At 67.9% G+C, this 15,218-nt stretch carries 14 protein-coding genes; 8 read left to right on the top strand and 6 right to left on the bottom strand.

Annotated features, from left to right (window positions below; translation table 11 throughout):
* The first annotated feature begins 112 nt into the window (after positions 1-112).
* Positions 113-781: an MT-A70 family methyltransferase gene (locus J2848_RS27335; RefSeq protein WP_149229693.1), complete on the top strand. Its 669-nt coding sequence runs from the start codon at positions 113-115 to the stop codon at positions 779-781.
* Positions 782-790: 9 nt separating this feature from the next.
* Here J2848_RS27335 and J2848_RS27330 read toward each other — a convergent pair whose 3' ends face one another.
* From J2848_RS27330 to J2848_RS27315, 4 genes are all read right to left on the bottom strand, one after another.
* Positions 791-1,411 carry an HAD family hydrolase gene (locus J2848_RS27330; RefSeq protein ID WP_149229694.1) on the bottom strand — a complete coding sequence of 207 codons (621 nt, stop codon included), beginning with the start codon at positions 1,409-1,411 and terminating at the stop codon, positions 791-793.
* A 13-nt stretch (positions 1,412-1,424) separates the two neighbouring features.
* A complete protein-coding gene (locus tag J2848_RS27325; RefSeq protein WP_149229695.1) occupies positions 1,425-2,192 on the bottom strand; it encodes a DsbA family protein in 768 nt (255 codons plus the stop codon).
* A 127-nt stretch (positions 2,193-2,319) separates the two neighbouring features.
* Complete coding sequence (locus J2848_RS27320; protein WP_149229696.1) at positions 2,320-3,765, bottom strand: esterase-like activity of phytase family protein; 1,446 nt, start codon at positions 3,763-3,765, stop codon at positions 2,320-2,322.
* A gap of 172 nt (positions 3,766-3,937) precedes the next feature.
* A complete protein-coding gene (locus J2848_RS27315; RefSeq protein WP_246193651.1) occupies positions 3,938-5,281 on the bottom strand; it encodes a M48 family metalloprotease in 1,344 nt (447 codons plus the stop codon).
* Here J2848_RS27315 and J2848_RS27310 point away from each other — a divergent pair.
* On the top strand, positions 5,280-6,707 hold the full coding sequence (locus J2848_RS27310; RefSeq protein WP_246193652.1) for a gamma-glutamyltransferase: 1,428 nt from the start codon (positions 5,280-5,282) through the stop codon (positions 6,705-6,707). The two genes, J2848_RS27315 and J2848_RS27310, sit on opposite strands and share 2 nt — an antisense overlap.
* A 46-nt stretch (positions 6,708-6,753) precedes the next feature.
* The gene (locus J2848_RS27305) at positions 6,754-7,917 is read left to right on the top strand and encodes a pyridoxal phosphate-dependent aminotransferase (protein ID WP_149229698.1); all 1,164 of its coding nucleotides are present in this window, start codon (positions 6,754-6,756) and stop codon (positions 7,915-7,917) included.
* Positions 7,918-7,965: 48 nt separating this feature from the next.
* Here the strand turns inward: J2848_RS27305 and J2848_RS27300 are convergent, their stop codons facing one another.
* A complete protein-coding gene (locus tag J2848_RS27300; RefSeq protein WP_098739178.1) occupies positions 7,966-8,703 on the bottom strand; it encodes an SDR family NAD(P)-dependent oxidoreductase in 738 nt (245 codons plus the stop codon).
* 280 nt (positions 8,704-8,983) lie between these two features.
* Here J2848_RS27300 and J2848_RS27295 point away from each other — a divergent pair, with 280 nt between their 5' ends.
* Positions 8,984-10,201, top strand: coding sequence for a ChaN family lipoprotein (locus J2848_RS27295; protein WP_246193653.1), 1,218 nt, complete (start codon positions 8,984-8,986; stop codon positions 10,199-10,201).
* Positions 10,202-10,210: 9 nt separating this feature from the next.
* On the opposite strand, the gene J2848_RS27290 is transcribed toward J2848_RS27295, so the two are convergent.
* Positions 10,211-10,819: an NUDIX hydrolase gene (locus tag J2848_RS27290; RefSeq protein ID WP_149229699.1), complete on the bottom strand. Its 609-nt coding sequence runs from the start codon at positions 10,817-10,819 to the stop codon at positions 10,211-10,213.
* Positions 10,820-10,966: 147 nt separating this feature from the next.
* Here J2848_RS27290 and J2848_RS27285 point away from each other — a divergent pair, with 147 nt between their 5' ends.
* The 4 genes from J2848_RS27285 (at position 10,967) to J2848_RS27270 (ending at position 15,215) form a co-directional block, all read left to right on the top strand.
* Entirely contained in the window at positions 10,967-12,424 is a 1,458-nt protein-coding gene (locus J2848_RS27285) for a DNA recombination protein RmuC (protein ID WP_246193654.1), read from the top strand.
* A gap of 80 nt (positions 12,425-12,504) precedes the next feature.
* Complete coding sequence (locus J2848_RS27280) at positions 12,505-12,708, top strand: hypothetical protein (protein ID WP_149229700.1); 204 nt, start codon at positions 12,505-12,507, stop codon at positions 12,706-12,708.
* A gap of 176 nt (positions 12,709-12,884) precedes the next feature.
* On the top strand, positions 12,885-14,909 hold the full coding sequence (locus tag J2848_RS27275; RefSeq protein ID WP_149229701.1) for a methyl-accepting chemotaxis protein: 2,025 nt from the start codon (positions 12,885-12,887) through the stop codon (positions 14,907-14,909).
* A 105-nt stretch (positions 14,910-15,014) separates the two neighbouring features.
* The gene (locus J2848_RS27270; protein ID WP_246193655.1) at positions 15,015-15,215 is read left to right on the top strand and encodes a hypothetical protein; all 201 of its coding nucleotides are present in this window, start codon (positions 15,015-15,017) and stop codon (positions 15,213-15,215) included.
* Positions 15,216-15,218: the final 3 nt, after the last annotated feature.

Raw genomic sequence — 15,218 nt, 5'->3', positions numbered from 1 at the left:
GGCGCCTGTGACAGCATCAGCTCTGCGGTTCAGACCGGATTGACGGCGCTGTCCCCCCGTGCGAGTTTGCACCCCTCCCGGTACCCTATTTGTTCAGGATTTCGAGGCAGTGATGGGCGACAGCAAGACGGTGGCGACGGCATCGGATCCGGCGCAGGATCTGGTGGCTTTCGCCGGTGACCGGCGCTTCGCCACCGTGATGGCGGACCCGCCCTGGCGCTTCGTCAACCGCACCGGCAAGATGGCGCCGGAGCATCGCCGCCTGTCGCGCTATGGCACTATGACCGTGGAGGACATCTGCGCCCTGCCGGTGGCCGACATCGTTGCCCCGACCGCCCACCTCTATCTCTGGGTTCCCAACGCCCTGCTGCCGGAAGGCTTGCAGGTGATGCGCAGCTGGGGCTTCGAGTACAAGACCAACCTGATCTGGCACAAGGTGCGCAAGGATGGCGGGTCCGACGGGCGTGGAGTGGGGTTCTACTTCCGCAATGTGACCGAACTGATCCTGTTTGGCGTCCGTGGCAAGAAGGCCCGGACGCTGCCGCCCGGCCGCACCCAGGTCAACCTGATCGAGAGCCGCAAGCGCGAGCACAGCCGCAAGCCCGACGAACAGTATGAACTGATCGAGTCCTGCAGCCCTGGCCCCTATCTGGAGATGTTTGCCCGCGGCGCCCGGCCCAACTGGTCGGTCTGGGGCAACCAGGCCGACGACAGCTATGAGCCGACCTGGAAGACCTACGCCTTCAACTCCGCCACTGACCGCGAGGCGGCGGCGGAATAGGGGACCGCGTCACAGCAACTCCAGCGCTTCCAGATCGCGCCGCAGGGCCTCGGCGCCCAGGAACAGGTGCGCCGACATGCCAACAGACTTGGCCGCCTCGACATTGTCAGGGTTGTCGTCGATGAAGTAGCAGTCTTTCGGTTCGAGACCGTAACGGTCCATCAGCAGCCGGTAGATCGCCGGATCGGGCTTCACCAGCTGTTCCTGACCCGAAACGATGATCCCGTCGAAGCCGTTCAGGAAGTCGAAACGCTTGCGCGTCAGTTCGAACTTGTCGACCGAGAAGTTGGTGATGGCATAGACGGGAACACCGCGGGCCTTCAGCTCCGCCAGGATCTCCGGCGTGCCGGGGATCGGGCCGGGGACCATGCGTTCCCACATGTCGTCATAGGCGCGGATCAGTTCGGCGCAGTCCGGATGTTCCTCGGTCAGCAGGGCGACCGCGTCCTTCCAGGGACGGCCGCGGTCCTGCTCCAGGTTCCAGGCCGGGGTGCAGACCCGGTCGAGGAAATCCTCCATCAGGTCTTCATAGCCGTCGAACAGTTCGCGGTAGAGATGCCGCGGATCCCATTCGATCAGCACCTGCCCGACATCGAAGACGACGACGGACGGCTCAGTCGTTCCGGTCATCAAACAATCTGCCTCAGCCCTTGGCGCGGGCGGCGTCGGTCAGCCGCTTCATGTCGTCCAGCTTGATGGCGCCTGGCACCAGTTCGTCGCCAAAGACGAAGGCGGGGGTGCCGTGGATGTTCAGCTTCTCCGCCAGCGCCTGGTTGGCGGCGATCACCTTCAGTACGTCTGGCGACTCCATGTCCTTCTTCAGCCGGTCGGTGTCGAGCCCGACCGACTTGGCCAACCGCATGATGACGGCCTCGTCCAACTGGCCGCGCTGGGCCATCAGGGCATTGTGGAATTCGACATATTTGCCCTGCCCACGGGACGCGAGCGCCGCCTTGGAGGCGATCAGGGACGCCGGCCCCAGGATCGGGAATTCCTTCAGCACGAAGCGCAGCTTGGGATCGCCTTTGATCAGTGACTGGGTGTCGGCTTGCACCGCCTTGCAGTAGCCGCACTGGTAATCGAAGAACTCGACGACCGTGACGTCGCCCTGCGGGTTGCCGATAACCACGTCGGCGGGGTTGCGGAGCAGCTCCTGCTTATTCTCCGCCAGGGCTTTGCGGGCCTGTTCGGCCTCGGCGGTCTTCTGGCGTTCCTGCATGGCCTCGACGGCCTGGAGGATCACCTCCGGATGCTCCATCAGATAGTCGCGGACGATCTTCTCGATCGCGGCCTTCTGGCTGCTGTCGAAGCTGGCCGATTGCGCATGGGCCGGGGCGGCGGCGGACAGCACCAGCGCCGCGACGGGCAGGGCGAGCAGGGCGGAACGCAGGAACGGCAGGGCGGGGCGCATGTGGACGGTCTCCGAAACACGAAGGACATTGGGCCGAAGGCCGCCCACACTGGACCGACAATCCGGTCCGGACAAGTGCAAAGCGCTTGTCCGGACCTCACCTTCACGTGATCGCTGGGCCACGTGATCAGCGGGCGTGCAGCAGCTCGCCCACCGACAGCAGCGCCATCTCGTCGCCATCGGCCTTGCCGATCGTCCGGCCGGTGGAATAGGGCAGGTTGTTGTCGTTGACGACGACGATATGATCGGCATCGACGATGTTCACCCCCTCCGGCCCGAGATGGGGCATGACGAAGCGGCCTTCCGGCGCCTGACCGGCGCGGGCTTTGTGGTCGGGATCGGCGATGTCGGTCAGGTCGATGTAGCCGACCTTGCGGACGAAGCCCTCGGCGTCGGCCCCGGCGATGTCGATCTTGTAGATGCGCTTGAAGGCGGCCGGGGCGTTGAAGCAGTCGAGCTTGGCCTCGCCCTGGCAGGCCTGGGTCTTCGCCCCTTCGGTGGTGTCGTCGCGCTCGATCACCAGGGCGCTGCCGGCGTCGATCATCGCCATGTCGGCGACGACGTTGGCGTTGTCCTCCAGCCTGTACTTCCACGACTTGCCGGTGTACGTGCGATTGGCGACGTCGAATTCCAGGATGCGGGTGTACACGCGGCCGTCCTTGTTCTCGAAGGCGTTGGCGGCCGCATTCCACAGTGGGCCTTCCAGCGACGGGTACAGCGTCTTGCCGTCCGGCGACACGCCCATCGGTTCGAACCCGCGGGAGCGGCGGACCTCGAAGCTGACCGCACCCGGCACCGCCGGCAGGCCGTTGTTGCGGTAATGGTCGGGCGAGCGGGCCGGCTTGCCGTCGATCACCGTCTCATGCACCGCGATCACCACGCCGTCGCGGCTCAGCTCCAGGATATAAGGGCCGAACTCATCGCCGATGAACAGGCGGTCGGGCTGGATTACCAGTGATTCGGGGTCGAAGTCGGCGCCGGTCAGATAGCGGCTGGTGGTGTTCTCGTTGACGATGGCGAAGGGGATCTTGCGGTCGGGATCGCGCAGGAAGATCGTTTCCAGCCGCTGCATGGCGCCGCTCTGCCAGTCCGGCTTGACGCGATGGACCATCAGCAGCGCATCGACCGAGTTCACCTTGCTGCCGAAGCCATTGTCGGTCAGCGCCAGGAACTCGCCATTGGGCTGCGGCACGACGGCGGAGAAGCCCTGCACCGCCTGCCCCGCGACCGGCAGCATGATCTCCGTCTCGCGCGGGGCCTTGGGGTCGGCGACGAAGGAGGTGGCGCGGATGGTGCCCACGGCGTCCACGCGCTTGCGGTCGGCATTGGTGAACTTGCCGGCGGTGGCGAACAGCGGACCGGCCTCGGCCGGCGCCTGCACGAGCGTGTTGGCTGGCAGAACGGCATGGCCGGCGAGCGTGGCGGGATAGCGCTTGGCCTGCTGGTCCTGCGCGTGGGCCGCACCAATGGTCAGGCTGGCGGACAGAAGCGCTGCAGTGGCGAGCAGGGCGCTGCGCCCCGATGGCAGACGCCGGGACTTCAGGTGCCAGGACAGGAGACGGGCGGACGGCATGCGGTGTACTCCGTGGACGGAACCTGCGCGCCCGTTTGAGGATAAGCGCGCTCGATGTCCGCGGAATAGCAAGCGGCGATGACGTGGCCGGGACGGTTCGATGACCGTTGCGTTACCAGAAGGATGCTTTAGTCATATGATCAAAGCGCCGGCCACTTAGCGCTCCGGCCACTCAGCGCTCTGGCTTGTCGCCACCGGCACCGCCGGTCTGGCCGCGGATGTCCTGTGCGCGCAGCCAGCCGGGCGATCCGGTGGGAAGCAGCTTTTCCGCCCGCTCCGCCTGGGCCTTGGCCATCGGCATGTCGCCGCGGGCAAGCGCTTCCTCCGCCGTGGCGTAGGCGACCATGCCGTCGTTCTTCTTCATGCTCCAGGCTTGCGCGGTCAGCCGCCACAGGAAGGCCGACTGCGCCTTGCCCTTGGAGGCGATCTGGAGATTCTTCAGCGCCTCGTCGGCCAGACGGGGGTCATGCTGCTCCAGCAGGGCGTGGGCGAGGGAGACGCGGATCGTTCCGGCATCGGAACCAGCCATCTCCACCGCTTTTCGATAGGGGGCCACCGCATCCGGCGCCCGGCCTGTCTGCAGCATCAGGTCGCCCTTCATCTCGTAGAGGTAGGGGTTCTTCGGCTCGTCGGCGATCAGCCCATCGACCAGCGGCGTCGCCTGTTTGATGTCGCCCTGGCGGAAATAGGCATAGGCGCGGCCATAGCGGGCGGCGGGCGACGGGTCGTTCGCCTTGTAGCGCTGCAAGGCACCGCGCGGATCGAGATAGCCGTACAGCTTGGCCTGGACCCGTCGCAGATCGGCCTCCGTCGCCGCCGGCAACTGGGCATTGCTGTAGCGGGAGCGGGAGACGAAAGCCTTCACCGCGTCGATGCGCTCGCGCGTCAGCGGGTGGGTCAGGCGATAGCCGGCATCACGGTCGTTCATCAGCGGATCGTTGACGCCCAGCTTCTCCAGGAAGGTCTCCATCCCCTTGGCGGAGATACCCGACTGTTCCAGGAAGGACAGGCCGGCCTGATCGGCCGAGGCCTCCTGCGTGCGGGAGAAGGACAGGTAGTTCCGCTCCGCCAGATGCTGGCCCAGCATGACGCCGGCCGCCCCGGCACCGGCATTGCGCGAGGCCAGACCGCCGGCGATGCCCAGCCCCATGCCGAGCAGCGAGGCGAGGAAGGCATTGTCCATCGCCTCCGCCCCACGCACCAGATGGCCGCCGGCGATGTGGCCGGTCTCGTGCGCGATGACACCCAGCAGCTGGTCGGCGTTGTCGACGTCCAGCAGCAGCCCGGTGTGGATGAAGATGTTCTGCCCGCCGGCGACGAAGGCGTTCACCGTCGGGTCGTTGATCAGCAGGATCTGTACCGATTCCGGATCGATGCCGGCTGCCTGGAAGATTGGCCGGGCCATCTTGCGGATGATATGGTCCGTCTCGGCGTCGCTGAGGATTTGCATCTCCGACCGGCGCTGCGCGCTCGCCGGTGGCGCTCCCCACACCAGCGACATCAGACATACGGACATGATGGCGACGACCGAAACCAGCCTGCTGGGCTTGCGCACCGTGACGACCTCCGGCTTGGAACAGCGGACCCCCGCGCGCGACCGGCGGAGTCCGCGACACACTCGCTTGCAAATCTGGCAACGGTTGGGCGCGGTTGCCATAGCTGCATCACTGCTGGCGGGCTGCGTCAATACCAAGTTCAAGACCGACGCCACCGTGCAGAGCTTCGTCGTCGCCGACGAACCCTATGCCGCCGGCGTGGGGCGCGACATCATCGCCCAGGGCGGCAAGGCCGGCGACGCGGTGGCGGCGATGGCGCTGGCGATGGCCGCCAGCCTGCCGTCGCGCGTCGGGCTGGCCGGCGGCGGCGTCTGCGTGCTGTTCGATGCCGCGTCGAAGAAGGCCCGCACCGTCGATTTCCTGCCGCGTCCGGTGGGAGCCGGCGGTGTTGCCATGCCGACGATGGCGCGCGGCCTGTATGCGGTCCAGGCAGCGTCCGGTTCGATGCGGTGGGAGCAGGTCGTCGCCCCGGCCGAACAGCTGGCTCAGTTCTCCCCCGGCCTCAGCCGCGCCCTGGTGCAGGATCTTGGTGCCTTCGGCGGGCGGCTCGCTGCCGACTCGGACGTGCGCCGCCGTTTCCTTGGCGGCGGCACCCCCGCCGTCGGCGCGGTGGTCGGCCAGCCGGAACTGGCCGCGACCCTGTCGGTCCTGCGCCGCCAGGGAGTGGGCGCCTTCTACAACGGGCCGCTCGCCGCGACGGTCGCCCAGGGCGCCGGCATCGACCCGGCGCAGCTGCGCGCCTACCAGCCGCGCGTCGGCGGCACGCTGACCGTGCCCTTCGACATCACCGACCTGCATGTGCCCGACATGAGCGAGCCGGAAACCGGTACCGCCCTGGTTCAGGCCTGGAAGGCAGTGGCCTCGCTGCCGCCGGCCGAACGCGCCACCCGAGCTGCCCAACTGCTGGGTGTCACCGGCAAAGGCCCGGTCGCCGCAGGGGCCGGGGTGATGGTGATCGATCCGGACGAGAACGGTGCCGCCTGCGCCTTCACCCAGGGGGCACCCTTCGGCACCGGCCGCGGCATCCCCGGCACCGGCATGCTGGTGGCCCAGGGCGTGGACCGCGGCGACTTCGGCGCGCCGGCGCTGATCGCCAACTCCATCATCGGCCGCACCCTGTTCGCCGGGGTCGGCACCGCCAACGGTGACGACGGTCCGGCTGCCGGCCCGGCGGCGCTGCTGTCGGTCGCCCTGCCGTCGGGTCTGGAGGAGACCTCCACCGCCCCGCAGATCCAGGCGGCCCGTCCGCAATCCATCCCCGGCCGGGTCAGCTTCGTCGGCTGCCGGGTGTCGACCGAGAACGGGATCCGCTATTGCCAGGCGGCGAACGACCCGCGTGCCGGCAGCCTTGCGCTGACGGTGGAAAGCGAACGCAAGCGGGACTGATGCCGCAGGAAAACGGCCCGCCCAAAAGAATCAGAGACGGACGATCATGAGCAAGCAGCCCAAGGTTTCCAAGCGGGGAGCCATCCCGCCCTTCTTCGTGATGGAGGTGATGCGCGCCGCCGCCGAGCGTGAGGCCGCCGGCCTGGAGGTCCTGCATATGGAGGTGGGGCAGCCCTCCAGCGGTGCGCCGAAGGGCGTGGTGCAGGCGGCCGCCACTGCGGTGGTCGGAACGGACCCGCTGGGCTACACCGGCGCGCTCGGCATCCCGCCGCTGCGCGCGGCCATCGCCAAATGGTACAAGGACCGCTACGGCGTCGAGGTGCCGGAGTGCCGCGTGGTCGTCACCACCGGCTCGTCGGGCGCCTTCCAGCTCGGCTTCCTCGCCGCGTTCGATCCGGGCGACCGGGTGGCGATGGCCTCGCCCAGCTATCCGGCCTACCGCCATACCCTGACCGCGGCCGGCGTGATCCCGGTCGAGCTGCCGACCGGGCTGGAGCATCGCTTCCAGCCGACCATCGAGTTGCTGGAAGCGCTGGACGAGCCGGTGCAGGGGCTGATCGTCGCCAGCCCGGCCAACCCGACCGGCACGATGCTGAGCCGGGAGGAGCTGACCGCGCTCTCCAACTGGTGCCGTGCCAACGGCGTGCGCATGGTGTCGGACGAGATCTACCATGGCCTGACCTATGGGACCGACGCGGTCACCGCGGCGGAAGTGAATGATCAGGCGCTGGTGGTCAACAGCTTCTCCAAATATTTCTCGATGACCGGCTGGCGGCTGGGTTGGATGATCGTGCCGGACGACCTGCTGCGGTCGGTCGAATGTCTGGCACAGAACCTGTTCATTTCGGCGCCGACCCTCAGTCAGGTCTCGGCGGTCGCCGCCTTCGACTGCACGGAGGAGCTGGACGGCCATGTCGCCCGCTATGCCCGCAACCGTGCGCTGCTGCTGGAGGAACTGCCGAAGGCCGGCTTCACCAAGATGGCCCCGGCCGACGGCGCCTTCTACATCTATGCCGACGTGTCGGATATGACCGACGACAGCGAGGCGCTGGCGAAGCGGATCCTGGAGGAGACGGGTATCGCCTGCACCCCCGGCATCGATTTCGACACCGCCCGCGGCCGCCGTTTCCTGCGCTTCAGCTTCGCCGGGTCGGAGGCGACCATCGCCGAGGCGGCGCGGCGGCTGATCGACTGGCGGGCGGGGAGGTAATTAGGCGATCGGGAGCGGGGCGTTGCAGTATCCCGCTCCCGATTTTCTTCAGAACAGATGCTGACCGCCGGTGATAAAGGTTTCCGTCCCCGTTACATAGGCCGAGTCCGGGCCGCACAGGTAGAAGATCACCGCGGCGACATCCTCCGGCGTGCCCATGCGCTTCAGCGGGATGCGCGGGATCAGCACGTCATATTCCGGGCCGGTCATAGCGGTTTCGATCTCGCCGGGGGCGACGGCGTTGACGCGGACGCCGATCTCGGCGAACTCCACCGCCATTTCGCGGGTCAGGCCGGACAGCGCCGCCTTCGAGGTCGAATAGGCCGAGCCGGCGAAGGGATGCACCGAATGGCCGGCGATGGAGGTGACGTTGACGATCGCCCCCTTCGCCCGCGACAGCGGGGCGGCAAAGCCGCGCGCCAGAACCAGGGCGGCGAAGAAGTTCAGTTCGAAGACCCGGTGCCAGCCCTCGATCGAGCCGTTCAGGCAGCCGAGCCGCTCCTTGATCGGCGTCTTGGGCGAGATGCCGGCGTTGTTGATCAGGGCGTGCAGCGGTGCGCCGTCCAGCGCCTTGTTCGCCTCCTCCACGAAGGCGGCGCGGCTGGCGGGGTCCGACAGGTCGGCCGGGATGTGGTGGGTCCAGTTGGGATCGCGGCGGCAATGGGCCGGCACGTCCTCGCGCGAGCAGGAGATCACGCGCCAGCCTTCGTTGCTGAAGCGGGTGACGGTGGCGTGTCCGATACCACGGCTGGCGCCGGTGAGAATGACGACTTTGCGGTGCGGCATGGGGGCTGCGCTTCACGAATGATTGCGGTCAGCGGGGAAAGCGGACGCCCTGGGAACGGCCTTGGGAGTTCCGGATGGGGGCATCGAGGGTCCCTCATCCGCCGGTGGTCCACCGCCTGCGGCGATCCTACCCGCCGCTGCACCGCCTGTCATCCGGCAGTATGCCGGGCTTCTGGCTTGCGTCAGGCGCGGCCGAACGACGCAACAGCCGGCCTTGTCCATTGACGTTGCGCCCGGCAGCGCCAACCTTGGCGAATCCCCGCACCGACGGAGCCAGCCCTTGTCGCGCCAGCCCTTCCGTCCCTTCGCGTCGCGTCTTCGCCGCCGCATCGCCCTGCTGACCGTTGCCGCACTGTCCCTGGCCGCTTCGGTCAGCTGGGCCGCGGAGGCCGCGCGGGTGGCCTGCGTATCCCCCGGCGTCTGGGCCGACGGCACCGGCGCGGCGGTGGAGCCGGTCCCGCTGCTGCGCCGCCTTGCCGAGGCGCCGGTGGTCCTGCTGGGGGAGCAGCATGACAAGGCGGACCACCATCGCTGGCAACTCCACACCCTGGCCGGGCTGCACGCGTTGAATCCCGACCTTGCGATAGGGATGGAGATGCTGCCGCGCCGGTTGCAACCGGTGCTCGACCGCTGGGTGGCGGGAGAGATGACGGAGGGCGAGTTCCTGAAGGCGACGGACTGGCGCACGGTCTGGGGCTTCGACCCGCAATTCTACCTGCCGATCCTGCAATTCGCCCGCCTGCACCGGCTGCCGGTGGTGGCGCTGAATGTGGAGCGGTCGCTGATCGGCCGCACCGCCCGCAACGGCTGGTCCACCATCCCGGAGGCGGAGCGTGAGGGTGTCGGCACGCCTGCCGCCCCGACGGAGGCCTACCGCAGCCGCCTGACCGAGACGCTGGCGGCGCATGATCGGTCGGAGGCCCGCTCCGCCGCCCCGGCCGATGCGCCAGACAGTGCGGCCAAGCGCTTCATCGAGGCGCAGGGTGTCTGGGACCGCGCGATGGCGGAGAAGATCGCCGAAACCCGCGGGACCACCGGTCGCAGCGTGGTCGGCATCCTGGGGGAGGGGCATGTTGCCCGCCGCGACGGCGTTCCGCACCAGTTGGCGGACCTCGGCATCGGCGACTCCGCCGTGCTGCTGCCCTGGGACGCCGACCGCGATTGCGACGAGTTGGACGGCCGTATCGCCGACGCGGTGTTCGGTCTGGGACCGGAACGGGAGGATGCGGAGCCGCAGCGGCCGAAGCTTGGTGTGCAACTGGACCCGGGGCCGGAGGGAATCATGGTGGGATCGGTCAGCAGCGGCAGCGTGGCCGCGGCGGCGGGCCTGCGCAGTGGCGACCGCATCCTGATCGCCGCCGGCATGCCGGTGCGCGCGCCTGCCGATCTGGTCGCGGTGATCCGCCGTCAGGCGCCGGGCACCTGGCTGCCGCTGACCATCCGGCGCGACGGGGCGGAGCATGAACTGGTGGCGAAGTTTCCGGTGGAGGGGAAGTAGACCCTGCCCCTACAGCATCTTCTCCCACCGGGCCAGCGCATCCGGTGTGGGGTTGAGCGCCGGGGCGCAGTCTGACCGGCCGAGGCGCTCATGATGCTCGCGCAAGGCCCAGATGACGGTGGGGAAGGCGAGTTCGGCCCAGGGAATGTCCTTCCACTCGAACAGGCCGACCTCCAGGCTTTCCGGGCCGGGTTCCACGTCGGGGGACAGCAGGCGGGCGCGGAAGATCATTTGGACCTGGCTGATGCGCGGGATGTCGTAGATTGCCAGCAGGTGGTCGATGTCGATGCGGGCCCGCGCCTCCTCCCAGGCTTCGCGGGCGGCGCCCTCGCGGGTGCTCTCACGCTCCTCCATATAGCCGGCGGGCAGGGTCCAGTAACCCTTGCGCGGCTCGATGGCGCGGCGGCAGAGCAGGATGCGGCCATCCTCCCAGGTCGCCACCGCCCCCACCACGATCAGCGGGTTCTGATAGGCGATATAACCGCAATCGGGGCACATCAGCCGTTCGCGGTCCTCGCCGGGCGGGATGGCTCGGACGCGCGGGCCGCCGCAATTTGGGCCGCAATCGGGGGACTTGTCGTCGGGGGGCGTATGGTTGGGGAGCGTATCGTTCGGCATGGCTTCCGATATGGCGCCGTATCCTTGGTTGGGCAAGCGGAGAAAGCGAAAGCCGGACCGGCGTGATCCACCACGCGTTCGCGCCCTGTTCCAATTCGCGATTCGTTCCGATAGGCTGCTCCCATTCCAGTGGTGAGGGGATTTGGGGTGACGCAGTTCCTGGTCAACGGGATGGTGGTGGACGGCGTATCGCTGGCGATCGGGCTGGCGGTCGGTCTGCTGCTGGGCGCCGCCGTCGCCTGGGCGGTGCTGCGCGCCGCCGCCGGCCGGACCGAAGCGGCGGCAGCCGCGCTGCATGCCGAGTTCGCCACCCGTCTCGACCTTGCCGAACGGAGCGAAGACGACCTGCGTGAGGAGATCGAGGCGCGCGACCATCAGATCGCCCGCCTGCATGGCGAGGTCGCCGACGCCCGCGAACGTCATGCCCAGCTCTCCACCCGGCTGGAAGCCGAACGGACCGCGGCGGCGGAGAAGATGGCGCTGCTGGAACGCGCCCAGGCGGCGCTGGCCGACAGCTTCAAGGCCCTGTCGGCGGAGGCGCTGCACCAGAACAACCGCAGCTTCCTCGATCTGGCGCGGGAGACGCTGGCCGGCTTCCAGGAGCAGGCGAAGGGCGATCTGGACAAACGCCAGACCGCCATCGCCGCCATCGTCGATCCGGTGCGGCAGACGCTGGAAGCCATGGACCGCCAGATCCGCGAGTTGGAGAGCACGCGGGCCGGCGCCTATGAAGGGCTGAAGCAGCAGGTGCTGTCGCTGGTGGAGACCCAAAGCGCGCTCAGGGCGGAGACCGGCAACCTCGTCCGGGCGCTGCGCACACCGGCGGCGCGCGGGCGCTGGGGCGAAATCCAGCTGCGCCGGGTCTGCGAGATGGCGGGAATGCTCGACCATTGCGACTTCGTCGAACAGGTGTCGGTGGATGCCGGACGCCTGCGTCCCGACCTGATCGTCACGCTCCCCGGCGGCAAAACCATCGTGGTCGATGCCAAGACACCGCTGGAAGGCTATCTGGACGGCATCCAGGCGGCTGACGACGGAGCCCGGCGCGACGGCATGACCCGCCATGCCCGCCATGTGCGCGACCATATGAAGCAGCTCGGCACCAAGGGTTACTGGGACCAGTTCGACGACAGCCCGGAATTCGTCGTGCTGTTCCTGCCCGGCGAGAACTTCTTCTCCGCGGCGCTGGAGCAGGACCCGGCGCTGATCGAGGCCGGTATCGACCATCGCGTGATCCTTGCCACACCAACGACACTGATCGCGCTGCTGCGCGCCGTCGCCTATGGCTGGCGGCAGGAGCGGCTGGCCGACAATGCCCGCGAAATCAGCGCGTTGGGCGCCGAGCTGTACAAACGGCTGTCCGATCTTGGCAGCCATATGGAACGGTTGGGCGGGCAGCTGGACAAGGCCGTCGGCTGCTACAACAACGCAGTCGGGACGCTGGAATCGCGGGTGCTGGTCAGCGCGCGCCGTTTCCGCGACCTGCATGCCGCACCGGACGGGGCGGAGATGCCGCTGCTGGAACCGCTGGACCACAGCCCGCGTCGCCTACAGGCGACGGAACTGCGCGCGGTGCCGCCGGTCGAGACGACTGCGGCGGATTGACCGGTCGTCGATCGATGGATGCAGGGGCGCCAGCGTGCTATCCATGCGGCCTTACAGCCTCCGAACCATGGAAACCGCCGATGACTGACCATACAGCAACCGGCCAGACTACGACCGATCAAACCATGCGTTGCGACCGCTGCGCCCACCGCTATTCCGCCGACGAGGAGGGATGCCCGCGCTGCCGGTCGATTCGCCGCACCAATGCCGTCATCGTGGCGCTGCTGGTGATGCTGGTGATTTTGGCCCTGGTCGGCTGGGTCGGCACCTTGGTCTTGACCTAAGATTGTTTCCAGCACCTTGGTCGGTCCTTACGCAGGCTCTGCACAATCCACGTGCAAAGCGCACAGAGAAATATCATTTCTGTAACACTCTATAGCAGAGCAATTTTTTTACTTGTCATATTAGGCTTATTTTGAGAAGCAACCTTATGCTGTCGTCTTTGCGCAGGGGTTGCATCATGCTGAAAAACCTCCGGATTGCCGCGCTTACCAACCTGTTCGGGGTGGTGGTCACGCTGGGTTTCCTGGCGGTGGTCGTTACCGGTGCACTGGCGATCCGCGAGTTGAAGGTGGGCGGGCCGATCTACCAGCGCATCGTGCTGGGCAAGGATCTGATCGCCGACATCCTGCCGCCGCCCGAATATGTGATCGAAGCCTATCTGGAGGCGACGCTGGCGATGAACGACCCGGCGTTGGTCGATCAGCGCCGGGCGCGGCTGGCGCAACTGCGCAAGGATTATGACGAGCGGCACGAGTATTGGCTGAAGGAGAGCTTCGAGCCGTCCCTGCTCGATCAACTGACCCGGACCTCGCATGCCCCGGTGATGCGTTTCTGGACCGAGGTCGAGACGAAGTTCCTGCCGGCTTTGGCCCGCAAGGACGAAGCGGCGGCCCGCGCCTCCTACGCGATCATCGCCGAGGCCTATGCCGCCCACCGTGCCGTCGTCGATCGGATCGTCGAGGAGACCAACCGCTACAACAGCGAGACGGAGGTCTATGCCGCCGGCCGTGAAGACCTGTTCATGGCCGCGGTGTGGGGTGTCTCCGCCCTGGTGCTGGCGGTCGTGGTGCTGGGCGTCTTCGGCATCCGGCGCCGGGTGGTCCGGCCGGTGGGCGAACTGACGGTGGCGATGCGGACCCTGGCGCAGGGCGACCTGACCGTCGCCATCCCCGGTGCCGACCGCGGCGACGAGATCGGCGCGATGGCTCAGGCTTTGCGGGTCTTCAAGGACAATGCGGAGGAGGCCGAGCGCCTGCGCCGCCTGCGCGAGGAAGAGCGCGAGCGGTCGGAACGCGAAAAACAGGCAGCCCTGCTGCGCATGGCCGAAACCGTGGAGACCGAGGCATCGAACGCCGTCGACGTGGTGGCCAGCCAGACCAGCCAGATGGCTGGCAACGCCACCCGCATGGCCGAATCGGCCCGTGCGGTCAGCGACAACAGCCAGAATGTCGCCGCCGCCGCGACTCAGGCGCTGTCGAACGCCCAGACCGTTGCTGCCGCGTCGGAACAGCTCAGCGCCTCCATCCGCGAGATCGCGACCCAGATCGGCACCGCCACGACGATGACCGGCGACGCCGTCGGCGCCTCGGTCCGGGCGGAAGAGACCATCCAGCGCCTTGCCGAGGCGGTGACCCGCATCGGCGAGGTGACCAACCTCATCAACGACGTCGCCGGACAGACCAACCTGTTGGCACTGAACGCCACCATCGAGGCGGCCCGGGCCGGGGAGGCCGGCAAGGGCTTCGCCGTCGTCGCCAGCGAGGTGAAGCAACTGGCCGGCCAGACCGCGCGGGCCACCGACGAGATCGAAAGCCAGATCGCCGCCATCCAGGCGACCACGGCCGAGGCGGTGAACGCAGTGCGCGCCATCGCCGAGCGGGTGCGTGGCGTCGAAACCGTGTCGGCCACCGTCGCCGCCGCCATCGAGGAGCAGGAGGCGGCGACCGGCGAAATCGCCCGCAACGTCGTCCAGACCTCCAACGCCGCGCAGGAGGTGGCGACCCGCATCGCCGCCGTCTCCCAGGAAGCGACCTCCACCGGCGAACGCGCCAGCGAGGTCAACGCCCTGTCTACCCGCGTCGCCACCAGCATCGACCAGCTCCGCCGTGTGCTGATCGAGGCGATCCGCACGGCGACGCCGGAGGTGAACCGTCGGTCCGCTCCTCGTTATCCGCTGAACCGTCCCGGCCGGCTGACGGTCGGCGGGCGCGATCTGCCGGTGACGGTCGACAATGCCTCCGAAGGTGGCGCCCAACTCAGCGGGTTGCCGCAGGAGGCATGGGCCGGACTGGCGGAAGAGACTGCGCTACGCATCGCCCTGCCGGGGCTGGAGCCTGTCCCCGCTGTCGTGCGAGCGCTGGACCGCAGCGGTGCCGGCCGCCTGCATGTCACCTTCACCCTGGCCGGTGCCGACCGCGACCGCTTCGCCGCGCAGTTCGGCCGCAGCGTCGCGGGTCTGGTTCCGCTGGAGAGGGCTGCGTAAGAAAAGCCTTAACAATGACAGGGATTTCATGACGGTTCGGCTGCGGCCGGGGGCAGAATGGCGTCGGTTCCTGGGCCGCCGGCCCGTTCTGAAAGCCCGTCTGCCATGGTCGACACCACCGTCTGTCCCTATTGCGGGTCCGATTACGGGCATGGCCCCAACGACTGTCCGCTCTGCCGTTCCGCCCGGCGCAAGGATCTGGTCGTACGCTGTGTCATCGGGCTGATGTTCCTGGTCCCGATCCTGACGCTGTTCGCCACCATCCTGTTGGACAATGGCGTGGGGAAAATGCTGTCGATGGATTGAACG

Origin of the sequence: Azospirillum lipoferum (assembly GCF_024170005.1) — a bacterium.
In the GTDB taxonomy this organism is placed as follows: domain Bacteria; phylum Pseudomonadota; class Alphaproteobacteria; order Azospirillales; family Azospirillaceae; genus Azospirillum; species Azospirillum lipoferum.
The sequence above is the reverse complement of the archived record's forward strand: the minus strand, read 5'-3'. Positions and strand labels throughout refer to the sequence as shown.

Excerpts from the sequence above, each read along its gene's own strand:
- J2848_RS27335 (WP_149229693.1), top strand. The coding sequence starts at position 113 with ATGGGCGACAGCAAGACGGTGGCGACGGCATCGGATCCGGCGCAGGAT.
- J2848_RS27330 (WP_149229694.1), bottom strand. The coding sequence starts at position 1,411 with ATGACCGGAACGACTGAGCCGTCCGTCGTCGTCTTCGATGTCGGGCAG.
- J2848_RS27325 (WP_149229695.1), bottom strand. The coding sequence starts at position 2,192 with ATGCGCCCCGCCCTGCCGTTCCTGCGTTCCGCCCTGCTCGCCCTGCCC.
- J2848_RS27320 (WP_149229696.1), bottom strand. The coding sequence starts at position 3,765 with ATGCCGTCCGCCCGTCTCCTGTCCTGGCACCTGAAGTCCCGGCGTCTG.
- J2848_RS27310 (WP_246193652.1), top strand. The coding sequence starts at position 5,280 with ATGATGGCGACGACCGAAACCAGCCTGCTGGGCTTGCGCACCGTGACG.
- J2848_RS27315 (WP_246193651.1), bottom strand. The coding sequence starts at position 5,281 with ATGTCCGTATGTCTGATGTCGCTGGTGTGGGGAGCGCCACCGGCGAGC.
- J2848_RS27305 (WP_149229698.1), top strand. The coding sequence starts at position 6,754 with ATGAGCAAGCAGCCCAAGGTTTCCAAGCGGGGAGCCATCCCGCCCTTC.
- J2848_RS27300 (WP_098739178.1), bottom strand. The coding sequence starts at position 8,703 with ATGCCGCACCGCAAAGTCGTCATTCTCACCGGCGCCAGCCGTGGTATC.
- J2848_RS27290 (WP_149229699.1), bottom strand. The coding sequence starts at position 10,819 with ATGCCGAACGATACGCTCCCCAACCATACGCCCCCCGACGACAAGTCC.
- J2848_RS27280 (WP_149229700.1), top strand. The coding sequence starts at position 12,505 with ATGACTGACCATACAGCAACCGGCCAGACTACGACCGATCAAACCATG.
- J2848_RS27275 (WP_149229701.1), top strand. The coding sequence starts at position 12,885 with ATGCTGAAAAACCTCCGGATTGCCGCGCTTACCAACCTGTTCGGGGTG.
- J2848_RS27270 (WP_246193655.1), top strand. The coding sequence starts at position 15,015 with ATGGTCGACACCACCGTCTGTCCCTATTGCGGGTCCGATTACGGGCAT.